The 17,960-nt window shown below is 62.7% G+C and carries 13 protein-coding genes; 2 read left to right on the top strand and 11 right to left on the bottom strand.

Annotated elements, in window-relative coordinates; translation table 11 throughout:
- Positions 1-384: 384 nt before the first annotated feature.
- The 8 genes from VM99_03885 to VM99_03850 form a co-directional block, all read right to left on the bottom strand.
- Complete coding sequence (locus VM99_03885; GenBank protein ID AKJ97229.1) at positions 385-1,584, bottom strand: aldehyde dismutase; 1,200 nt, start codon at positions 1,582-1,584, stop codon at positions 385-387.
- Positions 1,585-1,803: 219 nt separating this feature from the next.
- On the bottom strand, positions 1,804-2,661 hold the full coding sequence (locus tag VM99_03880) for a formyltetrahydrofolate deformylase (protein ID AKJ97228.1): 858 nt from the start codon (positions 2,659-2,661) through the stop codon (positions 1,804-1,806).
- 192 nt (positions 2,662-2,853) lie between these two features.
- Positions 2,854-3,486 (bottom strand): sarcosine oxidase subunit gamma, encoded by a 633-nt coding sequence (locus VM99_03875; GenBank protein AKJ97227.1) that lies wholly within the window; start codon positions 3,484-3,486, stop codon positions 2,854-2,856.
- Between the two features lie 190 nt (positions 3,487-3,676).
- The gene (locus tag VM99_03870; protein ID AKJ97226.1) at positions 3,677-6,694 is read right to left on the bottom strand and encodes a sarcosine oxidase subunit alpha; all 3,018 of its coding nucleotides are present in this window, start codon (positions 6,692-6,694) and stop codon (positions 3,677-3,679) included.
- Positions 6,691-7,020 carry a sarcosine oxidase subunit delta gene (locus VM99_03865; GenBank protein AKJ97225.1) on the bottom strand — a complete coding sequence of 110 codons (330 nt, stop codon included), beginning with the start codon at positions 7,018-7,020 and terminating at the stop codon, positions 6,691-6,693. The genes VM99_03870 and VM99_03865 overlap by 4 nt, the downstream gene beginning before the upstream one ends.
- Before the next feature lie 18 nt (positions 7,021-7,038).
- Complete coding sequence (locus VM99_03860; GenBank protein AKJ97224.1) at positions 7,039-8,289, bottom strand: sarcosine oxidase subunit beta; 1,251 nt, start codon at positions 8,287-8,289, stop codon at positions 7,039-7,041.
- Positions 8,290-8,310: 21 nt separating this feature from the next.
- On the bottom strand, positions 8,311-9,564 hold the full coding sequence (glyA, locus tag VM99_03855; protein AKJ97223.1) for a serine hydroxymethyltransferase: 1,254 nt from the start codon (positions 9,562-9,564) through the stop codon (positions 8,311-8,313).
- Between the two features lie 300 nt (positions 9,565-9,864).
- Positions 9,865-10,581, bottom strand: coding sequence for a conjugal transfer protein TraX (locus VM99_03850; GenBank protein ID AKJ97222.1), 717 nt, complete (start codon positions 10,579-10,581; stop codon positions 9,865-9,867).
- Positions 10,582-10,777: 196 nt separating this feature from the next.
- On the opposite strand from VM99_03850, the gene VM99_03845 reads away from it, so the two are divergent.
- Positions 10,778-11,818 (top strand): threonine aldolase, encoded by a 1,041-nt coding sequence (locus VM99_03845; protein ID AKJ97221.1) that lies wholly within the window; start codon positions 10,778-10,780, stop codon positions 11,816-11,818.
- A gap of 220 nt (positions 11,819-12,038) precedes the next feature.
- Here VM99_03845 and VM99_03840 read toward each other — a convergent pair whose 3' ends face one another.
- Entirely contained in the window at positions 12,039-13,139 is a 1,101-nt protein-coding gene (locus VM99_03840; protein ID AKK01692.1) for a ferredoxin, read from the bottom strand.
- Between the two features lie 281 nt (positions 13,140-13,420).
- On the opposite strand from VM99_03840, the gene VM99_03835 reads away from it, so the two are divergent.
- Positions 13,421-14,716 carry a Rieske (2Fe-2S) protein gene (locus VM99_03835; GenBank protein AKJ97220.1) on the top strand — a complete coding sequence of 432 codons (1,296 nt, stop codon included), beginning with the start codon at positions 13,421-13,423 and terminating at the stop codon, positions 14,714-14,716.
- A 103-nt stretch (positions 14,717-14,819) separates the two neighbouring features.
- On the opposite strand, the gene VM99_03830 is transcribed toward VM99_03835, so the two are convergent.
- Together VM99_03830 and VM99_03825 are read right to left on the bottom strand one after the other, a co-directional pair.
- Positions 14,820-16,064 (bottom strand): metallophosphoesterase, encoded by a 1,245-nt coding sequence (locus VM99_03830; GenBank protein ID AKJ97219.1) that lies wholly within the window; start codon positions 16,062-16,064, stop codon positions 14,820-14,822.
- 27 nt (positions 16,065-16,091) lie between these two features.
- Positions 16,092-17,960 carry a hypothetical protein gene (locus VM99_03825; protein AKJ97218.1) on the bottom strand — a complete coding sequence of 623 codons (1,869 nt, stop codon included), beginning with the start codon at positions 17,958-17,960 and terminating at the stop codon, positions 16,092-16,094.

The raw sequence follows: 17,960 nt of genomic DNA, 5'->3' as shown, positions 1-17,960 counted from the left end.
TGATAACACAGGTAAATAGAGACCGGGCAATGCACCAACAGAACTTAATAACTTTCGATGAAATCCTTAACGCTCCCCATACAGGCCCCAGTCATCTTGAAATCCCTGGCACTCCTACTTTCGAAATCCGTGGAGTATTGGATTCTCCACCCGCCTACGCCTCGCTAGACCCAACAAGACCCCCACTCTATGAAGAGGTAGTTTCAATACGCAGACAATAGACAAAATATTTATTCTCTACCAGAGAATTAACGACACTCTTTCCTCTTCAGTGAGGGCCGTCCATACGTCGCACTACTTTGGCGGTGCCTGCTCTTTTTAACGATGATTTACAACCCAAATAAAAGGGCGACTAAAGTCGCCCTCCCCTCTAATCCAAGCGCTTCAAGCCGCACTAAACATCTTATGCGGATCAATCACAAACTTCTTCGGCACACCCGCATCGAACTCGCCATACCCCTGCGGCGCATCATCCAGGCTGATCACCTGCACACCGACGATTTCGGCAATGTTGATGCGGTCCCACATGATCGCTTGCATCAGCGCGCGGTTGTACTTCATGACCGGGGTCTGGCCGGTGTGGAAGCTGTGGGATTTGGCCCAGCCCAGGCCGAAGCGGATGCTCAGGGCACCGATCTTGGCGGCGGCATCGACGGCGCCCGGGTCTTCGGTCACGTACAGGCCGGGGATACCGATCTTGCCGGCAACGCGGGTCACTTGCATCAGTGAGTTGAGTACGGTGGCCGGGGCTTCGTGCTTGACGCCGTCGTGGCCATGGCCGCGGGCTTCGAAGCCGACGCAGTCAACGGCGCAATCAACCTCTGGCTCGCCCAGCAATGCGGCGATTTGCTCGTGCAGTGGGGTGTCGGTGGACAGGTCGACGATTTCAAAGCCCTGCGCCTTGGCGTGAGCCAGGCGGATGGAGTTGACGTCACCGATGATCACCACGGCCGCACCCAGCAGGCGCGCCGAAGCAGCGGCCGCGAGGCCAACCGGGCCGGCGCCAGCGATGTACACGGTGCTGCCTGGGCCGACGCCGGCAGTGACGGCACCGTGGTAGCCGGTTGGCAGGATGTCGGAGAGGCAGGTCAGGTCACGGATTTTTTCCATGGCCTTGTCGCGGTCCGGCAGTTTCAACAGGTTGAAATCAGCGTACGGCACCAGCACGTATTCGGCCTGGCCGCCGGTCCAGTCGCCCATGTCGACGTAACCGTAGGCACCGCCGGCACGCGCCGGGTTGACGGTCAGGCAGACGCCGGTGTGTTGCTCTTTGCAGGAACGGCAGCGGCCGCAGGCCACGTTGAACGGCACCGACACCAGGTCACCGATCTTCAGGTTCTCGACGTCGCTGCCCTTCTCGATCACTTCACCGGTGATCTCGTGCCCCAGGACCAGGCCGGTCTGGGCGGTGGTACGACCACGCACCATGTGTTGGTCGGAGCCGCAGATGTTGGTGGAGACTACGCGCAGGATGACGCCGTGCTCGATCTTCCTGCCGCGCGGGTCCTGCATTTTGGGATAGTCGATTTTCTGCACTTCGACCTTGCCTTGGCCGAGATACACGACACCACGATTACCGGACATGCTTTCACCTCGCTGTTGTTTTTATGAAACTGCGTTGCCTAGACAGGCAGCGCGTTGATTGCTCGGGTTAGTGCTTGTTTCTTTGTTGTCTGTAAGGGCCTCTTCGCGAGCAAGCCCGCTCCCACATTTGAATTTCTGGTGGGTCCGAGATCTGTATGCGACACAAATCCTGTGGGAGCGGGCTTGCTCGCGAATGGACTGCGAAGCAGTCCTTGAAAACTAGAGAACGACCGTTCTGTTGGCGTTGAGGAACACCCGCCGTTCAATGTGATATCCCACCGCCCGGGCCAACGTCAGCCCTTCGATATCCCGCCCCTTGGCGATCAGGTCCTCGGGGTAGTGGCTGTGATCCACCACCTCCACGCCCTGGGCGATGATCGGGCCTTCGTCCAGGTCGTTGTTGATGTAGTGCGCCGTCGCGCCCACCAGTTTCACGCCCTTGTTATAGGCCTGGTGATACGGCTTGGCGCCCTTGAAGCCCGGCAGCAGGGAATGATGGATGTTGATCGCCTTGCCATCGAGCTTGCGGCACAGCTCCGGCGACAGCACCTGCATGTAGCGGGCGAGGATCACCAGTTCAGCGCCGGTGTCTTCGATCACCTGCCACACCTGACGCTCCTGGGCCGGTTTGTCGTTCGGGTCCAGGGGGAAATGGTAGTAGGGGATCTGGTGCCAGTCGGCCAGCGGCTTGAGGTCCGGGTGGTTGGACACCACGGCCACCACGTCCATGGACAACTGGCCGATGCGCTGGCGGTAGAGCAAGTCGTTGAGGCAGTGATCGGCCTTGGAGACCATGATCACCACTTTGGGCCGGTAGTTCGGCGCAGTCAGCTCGAAGACCATGCCAAAGGCTTGGGCACGTTCGGCCAGGCCGGCACGGAAACCCTGTTCGTCGAAGCCCTCGGGCTGGCGGAATTCCACGCGAATGAAGAACCGCGCCGAAAGACGGTCGTCGAAGGAATGGTGTTCAGTGACGTAGCAGCCCTGCTCGAACAGAAAGCGGGTCACCGCGTCCACCGTGCCGAGCACGCTGGGGCAATCGGCAGTCAAGATCCATGTGTCTGGGGCGCGGCTCATTGCGGTGACTCCTGTTCAAATTTTCGGTGCGACAGAGAAACCCTGTGGCGAGGGAGCTTGCTCCCGCTGGGTTGCGCAGCAACCCCAATGTCAGCAACCGCGTCCTTATCAGGAACGCGGGCTCAGGTTTACGACTGCTACGCAGCCGAGCGGGAGCAAGCTCCCTCGCCACAAAAGCATTCGAGCACTGCGTTAAGCCTGAACACTCAAGCCATACTCAGCCGAAGCGTCCTGCAACCACAGCCACCAGTAATCCGAGAAGCTGCGGCGGATCAGCAGCTCCCAGGTGTCTTCGCCGGTGTGGCGGATCACCAGTTGCGACTTGGCGAACACCGTGCCCACGGCCTTGCCCACCGGGAAATTGCTCGGGTGGACGTCGTAGCTGGTGGATTTCATCAGCACGTCGCGCACGTTCGGGCCCGACAGTTCGAGGATCTGCTGGCCGCCGCTGACGTTGACGATCTGGATGTGCAGGTCGCCCAGGGCTTCACGCAGTTTTTGCTCGGCGGCGAACTCTTCACCGGTCGGTACGACCAGCAACCATTCATCCGGGCCCATCCATTGCAGACTGGTTTCGCCCTTGACGATGATGCTCAGCGCGCCCGGCAACTCGATGCCCAGGGCCTTGTGCACACCCGCGGCGAAGGCCGCGTCGTGGCCGTCGCCACGAATCGTCAGGTGGCCGAGCAGTTTTTTCTCGCGCACGGTCACGCCGGCGTTCTTGCGGCCCTTGCCCACCAGGCTGGCGAGGTCGGCATGGTGCAGCGACGACTCGGCTTTGGCCCCGGTGGTCGGGCGTTGTTGGTAAACATTGGCTGCTGTCATATAGCACCTGTCTTGAATTCAGTAGTGCGCTGGGCTCAACCCTTGTAGTGACTGTGCTGCCGTCTTCGCGAGCAAGCCCGCTCCCACATTGGATTGATGCCTGGCCTAAATTTCTTCAACCCCTTCGATCCTGTGGGAGCGGGCTTGCTCGCGAATGCGGCAGCCCTGCCTCCACAGAATCTGACGGTCATCAGATATTCTGCCGATCCCCCTTCGGATCGAAGAACACCGAGGAAACGATCTCGGCCTCGATCACGCTGCCATCGGCCTGCGGCGAGAAGACCCGCTCACCGATACGCTTCAAGCCCCCCTTGACCACACCCATGGCAAACGAATAGCCCAGGGAGTTGTGCGCGTAGCTGGAGGTCACGTGACCGACCATGGTCATCGGGATCGCCTGCTTGGGGTTGAAGACCAATTGCGCGCCTTCCGGCAGCCAGACATTCGGGTCGATCGGCTTGAGGCCCACCAGTTGCTTGCGGTTCTCACGCACGCAATCTTCACGGTTCATGCCGCGCCAGCCGATCCACGAGAACGGTTTGGTACGGCCCACGCACCAACCCATGTTCAGGTCGTCCGGGGTCATCGAGCCGTCGGTGTCCTGGCCGACGATGATGAAGCCCTTCTCGGCCCGCAGTACGTGCATGGTTTCTGTGCCGTACGGGGTCAGGTTGTACTTCTTGCCCGCCTCGACAATCTTCTCGAGCACGCCCATGGCGTAGTCGGCCTGCACGTTGACTTCGTACGACAGCTCACCGGTGAACGAGATCCGGAACACCCGGGCCGGCACGCCGCCCACCAGGCCTTCCTTCCAGGTCATGAACGGGAAGCCGTCACGGTCCAGGTCGATGTCGGTGACTTCGCTCAGCAGCTTGCGGCTGTTGGGCCCCGACAGGGTCATGGTCGCCCAGTGGTCGGTGACCGAGGTGAAGTACACCTTCAGGTCCGGCCATTCGGTCTGCTGGTAGATCTCCAGCCATTGCAGCACACGGGCCGCACCGCCGGTGGTGGTGGTCATGATGAAATGGTTGTCGGCGACGCAGGCGGTGACCCCGTCGTCGAAGACCATGCCGTCTTCCTTGCACATCAGGCCGTAGCGCGCCTTGCCCACGTCGAGCTTGGTCCAGGCGTTGGTATAGATGCGGTTGAGGAACTCGCGGGCATCCGGGCCCTGGATGTCGATCTTGCCCAGGGTCGAGGCGTCCAGCAGGCCGACGCTATCGCGCACGGCCTTGCATTCGCGCTTGACCGCAGCGTGCAGGTCTTCGCCGTTCCTTGGGAAATACCAAGGGCGTTTCCATTGGCCGACGTCTTCGAATTCGGCACCGTTCTTCACGTGCCAGGCGTGCAGCGCGGTGAAGCGAACCGGTTCGAAGATGTGCCCGCAATGCCGGCCGGCCACCGCGCCGAAGGTCACCGGCGTGTAGTTCGGACGGAACATCGTGGTGCCCATCTGCGGGATGCTCACGTTCAGCGAACGCGCCGCGATGGCCAGGCCGTTGACGTTGCCCAGCTTGCCTTGGTCGGTGCCGAAGCCCAGGGCGGTGTAGCGCTTGACGTGCTCGACCGACTCGAAGCCTTCGCGGGTGGCGAGTTCGATCGCGGCGGCAGTGACGTCGTTCTGCAGGTCGACGAATTGCTTCGGCGCCCGTGCAGTGGCTTTTTCGTGAGGCACCTGGAACAGCGCCAGGGTCGGCTCTTCGTGGCGGCTCAAGGCTTTGGGCAACACGCCCTCTACCGCCTTGAAGCCGGCTTCGCTGGCCGCACGCACGCCGCCTTCGAAACCATCGGCCAGGGAATCGCCCAGGCCGTAGACGCCATTCACGCCGCCGACGCACACGCGCTTCTGCGGTGCTTCGCCCGGTACGAAACCGAGGATGTCTTCACGCCAGATCGGCTTGCCGCCCAGGTGCGAAGCCAGGTGGACCACCGGGCTGTAGCCGCCGGAACTGGCGACCAGGTCGCAGTCCAGCCATTCGCCTGGGCTGGTGACTTTTTGTGCACGCACGTCGATCGCGGCGACACGGGCACCGGTCACGCGCTTGCTGCCACGGGCCTCGATCACGGCGCTGCCGGTGAGGATGCGGATGCCCTTGGCACGTGCCTCTTCCACCAGCGCACCCCGTGGGTTGCTACGGGCATCGGCGACGGCCACCACTTGCAGGCCGGCGTCGAACCAGTCCAGCGCCACGCGATAGGCGTGGTCGTTGTTGGTGCTCAGTACCAGTTTCTTGCCCGGTGCCACGCCGTAGCGACGCACGTAGGTGGAAACCGCGCCGGCCAGCATGTTGCCCGGCACGTCGTTGTTGCCGTAGACCAGCGGCCGCTCGCAGGCGCCGGTGGCCAACACCACGCGCTTGGCGCGGACACGGTTGATGCGCTGGCGCACCTGGCCGATCGGCGCACGGTCACCGAGGTGGTCGGTGAGGCGCTCGTGGATGGTCAGGAAGTTATGGTCGTGGTAGCCGTTGACGGTGGCGCGCGGCAACAGCACGACTTCCGGCATCGAACGCAGCTCGGCGATCACCGCCGCCACCCATTCGGTGGCCGGCTTGCCGTCCAGGCTCTCGCGGGAGTCGAGCAGGCTGCCGCCGAACTCTTCCTGCTCGTCTGCCAGGATCACTCGCGCACCGCTGCGGGCCGCTGCCAGCGCGGCAGCCAGGCCGGCAGGACCGGCACCGACCACCAGCACGTCGCAGTGACGGTTCATGTAGTCGTAGGTGTCCGGATCGTTCTCGGTCGGCGAGCGACCCAAGCCCGCGGCCTTGCGGATGTACTTCTCGTACGTCATCCAGAACGACTGTGGATACATGAAGGTCTTGTAGTAGAAGCCCGGCGGCATCAGCTTGCCGCCGACCTTGCCGAGGATGCCCATCATGTCGTTGTTCACGTTCGGCCAGCCGTTGGTGCTGGTGGCGACCAGGCCCTGGTACAGCGCCTGTTGCGTGGCCCGCACGTTAGGGATCTGGGTGGCTTCGGTGGCACCGATCTGCAACACGGCGTTTGGCTCTTCCGCACCGGCGGCGAAGATGCCGCGCGGACGGGAATACTTGAAGCTGCGGCCAATGATATCGACACCGTTGGCCAGCAATGCGGCGGCCAGGGTGTCGCCTTCGAAGCCTTTGTAGGTCTGGCCGTTGAAGGTGAAGCTCAGCACTTTATTGCGGTCGATCCGTCCGCCGTTGGACAGGCGATTGATCTGGCTCATACCTTCTCTCCCAGAGCCTGTGCGGCCGCTTTCGGACTGTCAGCCTTGTCGGTGAATTGCGGCTTTTGGCCGATCTTGTAGGTTTCCAGGATTTCGTAGCTCACCGTGTCACGGGTCGCGTTGAAGTACTGGCGGCAACCGGCCGCGTGGATCCACAACTCATGGTGCAGGCCGCGCGGGTTGTCGCGGAAGAACATGTAGTCGCCCCACTGCTCGTCGGTGCAGGCATTCGGGTCCAGTGGACGGGGGATGTGCGCCTGGCCGGACGAATGGAATTCCTCTTCGGAGCGCAGTTCGCCGCAGTGAGGACAGAAGATGTGCAACATAGGGATTTCTCCTTCCTGTTAGTGGGCGACGGCAGCAGCGCCGTGTTCGTCGATCAATGCGCCGTTGTGGAAACGGTCGATGGAAAACGGCGCGGCCAGTGGGTGCATCTCACCCTTGGCCAGGCTGGCGGCAAACACGTTGCCCGAGCCCGGGGTGGCCTTGAAGCCGCCGGTGCCCCAACCGCAGTTGAAGAACATGTTCGGCACCGGGGTCTTGGAGATGATCGGGCAGGCGTCCGGCGTGGTGTCGACGATGCCGCCCCACTGGCGGTTCATGCGCACCCGCGAGAGCACCGGGAACATCTCGACGATGGCCTGGATGGTGTGTTCGATCACCGGGTACGAACCGCGCTGGCCGTAGCCGACCCAGCCGTCGATACCGGCACCGATCACCAGGTCGCCCTTGTCGGACTGGCTGATGTAGCCGTGCACGGCGTTGGACATGATCACGCTGTCGATGATCGGCTTGATCGGCTCGGACACCAGCGCTTGCAGCGGATGGGATTCGACCGGCAGGCGGAAACCGGCCAGCTTGGCCATGTGCCCGGAGTTACCGGCGGTCACCACGCCGACGCGTTTGGCGCCGATGAAGCCCTTGTTGGTTTCCACACCGATGCACACGCCGTTTTCCTTCCGGAAACCGATCACTTCGGTCTGCTGGATCAGGTCCACGCCCAAGGCGTCGGCGGCACGGGCAAAGCCCCAGGCCACGGCATCGTGACGGGCCACGCCGCCGCGACGCTGGACAGTGGCGCCCAGCACCGGGTAACGGGTGTTCTTCGAACAGTCCAGGTACGGGATCTCGTCGGCCACTTGCTTGGCGTTGAGCAGTTCGCCGTCCACGCCGTTGAGGCGGTTGGCGTTGACCCGGCGCTCGGAATCACGGATGTCCTGCAGGGTGTGGCACAGGTTGTACACACCGCGCTGGGAGAACATGACGTTGTAGTTCAGGTCTTGGGACAGGCCTTCCCAGAGCTTCATGGCGTGCTCGTACAGGTGGGCCGATTCGTCCCACAGGTAGTTGGAGCGCACGATGGTGGTGTTGCGCGCGGTGTTACCGCCGCCCAGCCAACCCTTCTCGACCACGGCCACGTTGGTGATGCCGTGTTCCTTGGCCAGGTAGTAGGCGGTCGCCAGGCCATGCCCGCCACCGCCGACGATCACCACGTCGTAGACTTTCTTCGGGGTCGGCGTGCGCCACATCCGCTGCCAGTTTTCGTGATGGCTGAGAGAGTGTTTGAAGAGGCCGAAGCCCGAATAGCGTTGCATAGTCATTACTCCAAAACCGACTCAGCGATAAACCGGGAAGTCCGCGCACAGGGCCGACACTTGCTGGGCGACGTTGGCTTCGACATCGGCGTCGCCGAGGTTGTCGAGGATGTCGCAGATCCAGCCGGCCAGCGTCACGCACTGGGAAACCTTGAAACCGCGAGTGGTCACCGCCGGAGTACCGATGCGCAGGCCCGAGGTCACGAATGGCGACTGCGGGTCGTTCGGCACGGCGTTCTTGTTGACGGTGATGTGGGCGCGGCCCAGGGCGGCATCGGCGTCCTTGCCGGTCAGGCCCTGACGGATCAGGCTGACCAGGAACAGGTGGTTATCGGTGCCGCCGGACACTACATCGTAGCCGCGCTTGATGAACACGCCAGCCATGGCCTGGGCATTCTCGATCACTTGCTGCTGGTAGGCCTTGAAGCCGGGCTCCAGCGCTTCCTTGAAGCACACGGCCTTACCGGCGATCACGTGCATCAGCGGACCGCCCTGGGCGCCGGGGAATACCGCGGCGTTGAGCTTCTTCTCGATCTCTTCGTTGGACTTGGCCAGGATCAGGCCGCCACGTGGACCGCGCAGGGTCTTGTGGGTGGTGGTGGTGACCACGTCGGCATAAGGCAGCGGGTTCGGGTACAGGCCGGCGGCGACCAGGCCCGCCACGTGGGCCATGTCGACGAACAGCAGCGCACCGACCTTGTCGGCGATCTGGCGGAAACGCGGGAAGTCGAGGGTCTTGGAGTAGGCCGAGAAACCGGCAACGATCATTTTCGGCTTGTGCTCGACCGCCAGGCGCTCGACTTCGTCGTAGTCGATCAGGCCGGTGGTGGTGTCGATGCCGTACTGCACCGCGTTATAGAGCTTGCCCGAGGACGACACCTTGGCGCCGTGGGTCAGGTGACCACCGTGGGCCAGGCTCATGCCCAGGATGGTGTCGCCGGCTTGCAGCAGGGCCAGGTACACGGCGCTGTTGGCCGAAGAACCGGAGTGCGGCTGGACGTTGGCGTAGTCGGCACCGAACAGTTGCTTGGCGCGCTCGATGGCCAGGGCTTCGACCTTGTCGACGTGCTCGCAGCCACCGTAGTAGCGCTTGCCTGGATAGCCTTCGGCGTATTTGTTGGTCAGGCCACTGCCCTGGGCCTGCATCACACGCTTGCTGGTGTAGTTTTCCGACGCGATCAGCTCGATGTGATCTTCCTGGCGTTGCTCTTCGGCATTCATCGCCGCCAGCAGTGCATCGTCATAGCCTTGGATTTGGTCTTGCTTGCTGAACATCGCGTCTCTCCCAGCGGCGGCGGTGCGCCTTTTCGTCTCGGTGAGGCACGGACCCTTTGGTCGTGCCCTTTGGAAGCGATGGTATGGCTGGCGCAGACAGGTCAAATGCCTATGGACGCCACACAAAGGCGCGTTTACGACATGGCGTATGACGCGATCACTGTGGCGAGGGGATTTATCCCCGCTGGGGCGCGAAGCGGCCCCCAAGCCTGCGGGTACGGTGTATCAGAATGACCGGATTGACTGATTCAGGGAGCTGCTTCGCAGCTCAACGGGGATAAATCCCCTCGCCACAGGCCTTCATCTCATTGCTTGGGTAATGACCTGCCGAACCACGAGCAGAACCAGAAAATGCGCTGGATAAAGTGCATAAGCCCAACGCCGCATCGCCGGCGGATGAATACGACCAGCCTGTCGCAACAGCAACAGCCCAAGCACTGGCGCCAGCAGGCAAGCCACCAACCCCCACAGCGCCACGGCATTGCCCAGCCACGCCGCGCCGTAAAGCGCCCGCCACTGATTGGCCGCCACGCACACCACCCCCGGCAACACGGCGAAGTACCAGGGCCGGCGAATCACCAGCAGCAACGCCAGTGGCAGCAACACGCCGAAGAAGCCGAACATCAGTTGCGCAGAGAACCACGCCGACAACAACAGCGCCCCCACCGCCAGGCCGCGCGCCTCCAGGGTCGGCGTCTGCCAACTGCGCGCCACCAGCAAGCCCAGGGTCAGGGTCGGCAGCACATTGAGCGTCGCCCCCTCAGGAAAGAACAGCCGATAAGGCACTTCACTCACCGCGCCGAACAACAGCAACCAGCCCAGGTAACGCCACGGCAGGGCGCTGGCGCCGATGCGCGCCAGGTTTGCCGCCATCGCCAGACAGAACCAGGGAAATGCCAGGCGCCCCGGTACGTACAGCCAATCGGCGGAGAAACCGACATATCGCAGATGATCGAGCACCATCGCCAACAGAGCCAGCCACTTGAGCAGATCCAGCGCCCCGTCACGTCGGCTCATGGGCAAGGCGACGCAATGACATTGTGATTTCCTGACAGAAACATCCGGTGTGTTCCCCCGCTAATCTTGGGTAAAGTGCGCACCAACATCGAACACGGCGTCGTGGACCCAAGCGCGCCGACCCCGGAACGCCCCCACCCGGGACGTCCACTCAGGGAACTCTTTATCCAGGACTCTCTACCTCAGGAGCAAGGCCATGACCGACAAGAGTCAACAGTTTGCCAGCGACAACTATTCCGGTATTTGCCCCGAAGCCTGGGCCGCCATGGAAGAAGCCAACCAGGGCCACCAACGCGCCTACGGCGACGATGAGTGGACCCACCGGGCCGCCGATGATTTCCGCGCCTTGTTTGAAACCGACTGCGAAGTGTTCTTCGCGTTCAACGGCACCGCGGCCAACTCCCTGGCACTGTCCTCGCTGTGCCAGAGTTACCACAGCGTGATCTGCTCGGAAACTGCCCACGTCGAAACCGACGAGTGCGGGGCGCCGGAGTTCTTCTCCAACGGTTCCAAACTGCTGGTGGCCCGCACCGAAAACGGCAAGCTGACCCCCGACTCGATCCGCGAGATCGCCCTCAAGCGCCAGGACATCCATTATCCCAAACCGCGCGTCGTGACCCTGACCCAGGCCACGGAAGTCGGCAGCGTCTATACCCCGGAAGAAATCCGCGCCATCAGCATCACCTGCAAGGAATTGGGGCTGAACCTGCACATGGACGGCGCGCGCTTTTCCAACGCCTGCGCTTTCCTCGGCTGCTCCCCGGCCGACCTGACCTGGAAAGCCGGCGTGGACGTGCTGTGCTTCGGCGGGACGAAAAACGGCATGGCGGTGGGCGAGGCGATCCTGTTCTTCAATCACGATCTGGCCGAAGACTTCGACTACCGCTGCAAGCAGGCGGGACAACTGGCCTCGAAGATGCGCTTTCTCTCCGCGCCCTGGGTCGGCCTGCTGCAGGACGACGCCTGGCTCAAGCACGCCCGCCACGCCAACCACTGCGCCCAGCTCCTGGCGCAACTGGTGAGTGACATTCCTGGCGTGGAACTGATGTTCCCGGTCCAGGCCAATGGCGTGTTCCTGCAACTCTCGGAAGCCGCCATCACCACCCTCACCGCCCGCGGCTGGCGGTTCTACACGTTCATCGGCAAGGGCGGCGCCCGCTTCATGTGCTCGTGGGACACCGAAGAGGCGCGGGTAAGGGAACTGGCGGCGGACATCCGGGAAGTGATGGCGGGCTAAGTAAAGATTCACCCAAGGCCGGGCCGGACCACTGTTTGGCCCGGGGACATGGTTACCCTGTGGCGAGGGGATTTATCCCCGATGGGCTGCGAAGCAGCCCTAAAGCCTGTGGACGCAGTGTATCCGGTTAACCGAGTCGGCTGTTTGGGGGCTGCTTCGCAGCCCTGCGGGGATAAATCCCCTCGCCACAAGGAACCACGTTCTGCCTGAGAGATGCGGATCAGAACTCGATCCGCACATCCCCCTTCGGCACGCTGCAGCACGACAGGATGTAGCCTTCGGCTTCGTCGTCCTCGGTGATGCCGCCGTTGTGGTCCATCTCCACTTCCCCACCCAGCTTCAACACCTTGCAGGTTCCGCAGATGCCCATGCCACAGGCCTTGGGAATCATCATGCCGAGCTTGGCGGCGGCGGCATGGACGGTTTCGCCCGGTGCCACGCGAATGCTCTTGCCCGAGGAGGTGAACTCCACCAGGTGCAGGTCCGCGGCATCGACTTCGGGCGCTTCGGCGGCCTGCTCGGCTTGCTCCACGGCGTCGGCCCGGGCTTCCGGCGGCGTGGCGCCGAAGGATTCCTCGTGATAACGCTTCATGTCGAAGCCGGCACTCTCCAGCAAGCGCTTGACCGCGTTCATGTACGGCGTCGGGCCGCAGCAGAACACCTCGCGCTCCATGAAGTCCGGCGCCATCAGCTCCAGCATCTTGTGGTTCAGGTAGCCACGATAACCGGCCCAAGGCTCGCCCAGGCCATGCTTCTCACAAATCAGGTGCAGGCTGAAGTTGTCGATCCGCGACGCCATGTGCTCCAGCTCGCGGTGGTAGATGATGTCCTTGGGCGAACGGGCACTGTGGATGAACACCATGTCGACGTTGGCATTGGTGTCGTAGTACCAGCGCGCCATGGACATCACCGGGGTAATGCCGACGCCGCCGCTGAGGTAGAGGACTTTCGGGGCGGAGAAGTCGATGGCATTGAACAGCCCCACCGGCCCGTGCACTGCCAGCTCCTGGCCCTCATGCAGGGTGTCATGCAGCCAGTTCGAGACCTTGCCGCCCGGCACGCGCTTGATGGTCACCGAGAAACTGTAGGGCACCGACGGCGAACTGGAGATGGTGTAGGAGCGCATGACCGGCTGGCCTTCGATCTCCAGCTCCAGGGTGACGAACTGCCCCGGCTTGAAAAAGAACATGATCGGCTGGTCGGCCATGAAACAGAACGTACGCACATCCCAGGTTTCCTGGATGACTTTGACGCACCGCACGATATGTCGGCCATTGGCCCAGGTCTGGGTGGTGACCGGGTTCAGGAAATTATTGGACATGCTCATCTCCACGGCCGACTGCCGGCCTTCATGTTGGCGATTGTGCGCAGGCCCCGGCACCGCCGTTTACCTATTCGCGACATTGACATACTTATCGCGACCAGCCCCCAACCACCGGGGCTTGCGCGTCGGGAACAGATTGGGCCATGTCGCCCATGGATAAGGTTCGCCCCCTGCGCGGCCCCACACTCGCCCCAACAGACAAACAACGTTTTCTGCCTTGCGTAGCACAACCGATTAGTCATTTCGCCGGCCACACAGATGGCCATGAGGATACAACGATGGACGTGACCACAACCCTGAGCCTGGGCGATCCGCTGGAACCCGCACGCAAGGCCACCGCACAGATGCTGCAGGAGCGCGAGCGCACGTTCTCGTTGCCCCAGCCGTTCTACAGCGACGAGCGCCTGTTCGACATCGACATGCAGGAGATCTTCCAGAAGGAATGGTTGATCGCCGGCATGACCTGCGAGATCCCGACCAAGGGCAACTACCTGACCCTGCAGGTCGGCAAGAACCCGATCATCGTGATTCGCGGCGCCGACGGCGTGGTGCATGCCTTCCACAACGTCTGCCGCCACCGCGGTTCACGCCTGTGCACCAGCGACAAAGGCAAGGTGGCCAAGCTGGTCTGCCATTATCACCAGTGGACCTACGAGCTGGACGGTCGCCTGCTGTTCGCCGGCACCGAGATGGGCGCCGACTTCGACATGAAGCAGTACGGCCTCAAGCCAGTGAACGTGAAGACCGCCGGCGGCTACATCTTCATCAGCCTGGCGGAGAATCCACCGGCCATCGATGACTTCCTGTCGACGCTCAGCCACTACATGGAACCGTACGACATGGAAAACACCAAGGTGGCGGTGCAAACCACCTTGATGGAAAAGGCCAACTGGAAGCTGGTGCTGGAAAACAACCGCGAGTGCTACCACTGCGGCGGTTCGCACCCGGAACTGCTCAAGACCCTGCTGGAATGGGACGATGTCACCGACCCGCGGGCCGACCAGGCGTTCAAGGACCACGTGGCCGCGTCCGCCGCCGCATGGGAAGCCGAGAAGATCCCTTACGCCCACGCCAGCTTTGGCCTGCGCAATCGTATCGTGCGCATGCCGCTGCTCAAGGGCACCGTGTCGATGACCCTGGACGGCAAGCAAGGCTGCGCCAAGCTGATGGGTCGCATCAAGAACCCGGACCTGGGCTCGATGCGCATCCTGCACCTGCCGCATTCGTGGAACCACTGCATGGGCGACCACATCATCGTGTTCACCGTGTGGCCGATCAGCGCCCAGGAAACCATGGTCACCACCAAGTGGCTGGTGCACAAGGACGCCGTCGAAGGCGTGGACTATGACGTGGCGCGCATGCGCGAAGTCTGGGACGCCACCAACGACCAGGACCGTCGCCTGGCCGAGGAAAACCAGCGCGGCATCAACTCCACCGCCTACCAGCCTGGCCCGTACTCCAAGACCTATGAGTTCGGCGTGGTGAACTTCGTCGACTGGTACAGCGAGCGCATGCTCAACAACCTGGGAGCCGAGCCGGCGCCGTACCTCAAGGGCGTGCCGGTCCAGGGCTAAGTCAGAAGCATCGCGAGCAAGCTCGCTCCCACAGGGGTTCTGTGTCGTTCACAAAACCTGTGGGAGCGAGCTTGCTCGCGATAGCGGCCTGACATTCACCTGATTACTTCGAAGACCAGCGCACCGACCCATCCTCCCCATAGAACGTCTCGACAATCGCCTCCCCGCTCAACTGCACCTTCACATACCCGTTCAACACCCGCTCCGGATACGCCTCATCCCCCGCCAGTTGCGTCTCCGACCACAGCACCCGGGCATGCCCGTTCAACTCGCTGGTGGTGCCATAGGGAATCGCCCCATGCCCGGCGCATCGCGCATGCAAGCCGCCCTGGGTGGCGTAGCAAATGCCGTTGTGCAAATGCCCCCAGTACCAATAATCCGGCTCACGGCCCAAGGCGTCGCACACCGGCTGGTACAGCGCGGTCTTGTGGTGCCCGGAAATATCAAAGCCCTGGTGGTGACTGAGCACCATCAACTTCTTGCGTTTGGGCAGGCCCTTCATCCAGTCGATCTGCTGGGCGTTGAGGGTGCCGTCCATGTACAGGTTCATGGCGTCCGAGGCGTAGGCGCTGTCGAGGCCGACCACCAGCCAATCGTCGTTGTACAAGGCGAAATAACTGGTGCCCTGCTGCACCGGGAAACGCTTGGCCAGCTCCTTGAAGTAACCGTGGGCGCCGCTGTACATCTCATGGTTGGAGTTGAGGGTGAACGAACCGTGCTTGCCCTGGGGCCAGCCGACCATGTCGACGTCTTCCTGGGAATGGGTGCCGGCGTAGTACACATCCCCCAGGTGGATGGTGAAATCGGCCTGGGCCAGTTGCATCTGGTTGGCGACCGCGACCGCCGGCGCGTGGCTGTCGAACGGCCCGGTGCCCCAGTCTCCGGCGATCGCCAACACCACGTCGCGGTCCATCTTCACCAGCGCCGGGGTGGTGGCGAACGGTGCGTGATGGCGCAGGTTCTCGATCCACTTGAGCAGCGCCTCGCTCCATAACAGGTCCAGCAGTTCCCATTTGCGACAACCCAGCAAGGTGCCGTCCTTGAGTACCCGGGTCGGCAATTCGTCCTCGCTCTGCGGCAAGGGCTCGGCGTTGCCGAGCTTCAGGATCGACAGGCCGTGGGACAGCTCCCACGGCACGGCCGGCTCGTCGTCCGGCAGGTCGCCGTGCTCGATCACGTGTCGTGCCTGGTCGTGGCCGCGCTGCAACAGCTTGACGATGGCCTGGAACTCCTCGGGCTCCAGGTCGTTGACCAGTTTCTTCCAGGACATTTCCAGCCGCGTGACCAACCCGTGCAGGCGGACCTTGACCTTGTCGAACTCATGTTCCCAATGATGCAGTAATGACATGTGGACGCTCCTTCGCAATGCCCTGGGCTACAGGGTCTTCATGAACTCGATCAGGGCCCGCTTATCGACGTCCGACAGCTGCGTGCCGTACAGGTGGCCGCCGTTGTGGTTGCCTTCCAGGCGGGTGTCGTACTTGAAGTCCGCCGACGCTTTCATCTGCGCGCCGCTGGTGACGAAGCCGACCTTCTGCGGGTCGTAGATGTCGGAGCCGATGTAGAACACCTGCGAGCGCTGCTCCGGCGGCAGCAGCAGGTCCCACAAGGTCGGCACCGAGCCGTTGTGCAGGTACGGCGCGCGCATCCAGATGCCGTCGGTCGGTGTGTTGCTGTAGCTCTGGGTCTTGCGGTAGGCGTTGAAGTCGAACGGTGGTTTCTTGAAGCCGTGGAACGCCGTCACCAGGCCCGTGGTGAAGGAATTCAGACGATGAGGGTCGGTGCCCAACTGGTCGATGTTAGTGGTGACCTGGCCCGTGTCGGTGCGGCCGAAATCATGACAACCGGCGCAGTTCTTCTCCCAGATCGGCTGGCCCTGGGCGACTTTCGCCGAGTCCAGGGCGAACGGCCAGGCCGGCGCCTTGTGGCCCAGCAGCCAGTTGGTCACGCGGTTGAAACTGGGCGGCAGCACCGATTCAGGCGTCGCCCCCACCGCCATCGCCGCGGCGTAGTTGCGCTCATGGATCTTGTTGTTATTGCCGTCCCAATGCAGGTACATCGACTCGCGGGGTTTCTGGTTCCAGACCTGGGGCAGGTCCACGGTGCCGATGGTGGAGTCATCCGGGAAGCCGAACACCACCATCTTGGTCGGGTTGAAGGTGTCGGTGCGCCCCGGCCCCTGGGCGGGACGCAGTTTCTGCCAGGCATAGGCCTGTTTCTGCTTGAGCAGCGCGCTCTTGGCCATCGGGATGATCAGGTAGCGGTTGTACAGCTTCTCGAAGAAGCCCAACTGGAACTTGCCGTTGATCGCGGCCATGACCGCATCCGGGGTGAATTTCGGGTCGCTGGCGCAATCGTAGGCGAACCACTGGAAGGCTTGCAGTTGCAGGGTATTGGCTGGCGCGGCGGCAACCGGCACCGCGACGTCAGAGGCACTGGCCCGGTAGGAGCCGGTGTGGCACAGGGCGCAGTTGGGCTCCACGGTGGGGTAGCCCAGTTGTCGCTTGGCCATGCCGATGGGCAGGTCGTTGCCGTTCTCGTACAGGAAACCGAACACTTCGTAGCCGCCAGGCTTGGGCAGTTTTTCCGGGCACATCTGCGGCAGCACGGCGAACAGGTAGTACGGGATCCGCGCCTCGATGCCCAGGCCGATGGCAGCGTACTTGTAGTGATCCTCGTCGGAGGCGAAGTCCGGCTGCGGCACCTCGCGGATCATCTGGTACCAGGTCTGGTAACCGATGAACCCCAGCACCAGCACCACCACCAACGCACCGGTCTTGAAGCCGGGCCTGTGCCAGCGTCGCGCCCAGCCTTCGCGCCACGCCCGCCAACCGTCACAGAGCAACGCCAACGGACGATTGGCCACCGGGCTGCCCAGGTACAGCAGCCCGCCCAGGATCAGGAACATGCTCAGGTCGCCCATCAGCATCGGTACGAACAGTGGCCCCTGGGCGTTGGTGTTGATCAGGTAGATCCAGAACACCACTGCCACCAGGCGCGAGAGCACGCACAGCCAGGAATTCACCACGAAGCGCGGCGCGGCGAACCCCGACGGCATGTAGAACAGGCTGATACCCACCAGCAACATGCCGGCGTTCTCCAGCCAGGGATCGGACAACACGGGCGGCAGGCCAAGCATGGACGTCAGCAACGCCGGCGCAAACAGCGCCGGGATGGCGAAGCACATGTTCATGACGATCCCGACCCAGATGATGCGTTGGAACCAGCGGATGTAAGTGTTCAT

The organism is Pseudomonas chlororaphis (assembly GCA_001023535.1).
Lineage (GTDB): Bacteria > Pseudomonadota > Gammaproteobacteria > Pseudomonadales > Pseudomonadaceae > Aquipseudomonas > Aquipseudomonas chlororaphis_E.
This window is presented reverse-complemented; position numbering and strand designations above follow the sequence as displayed.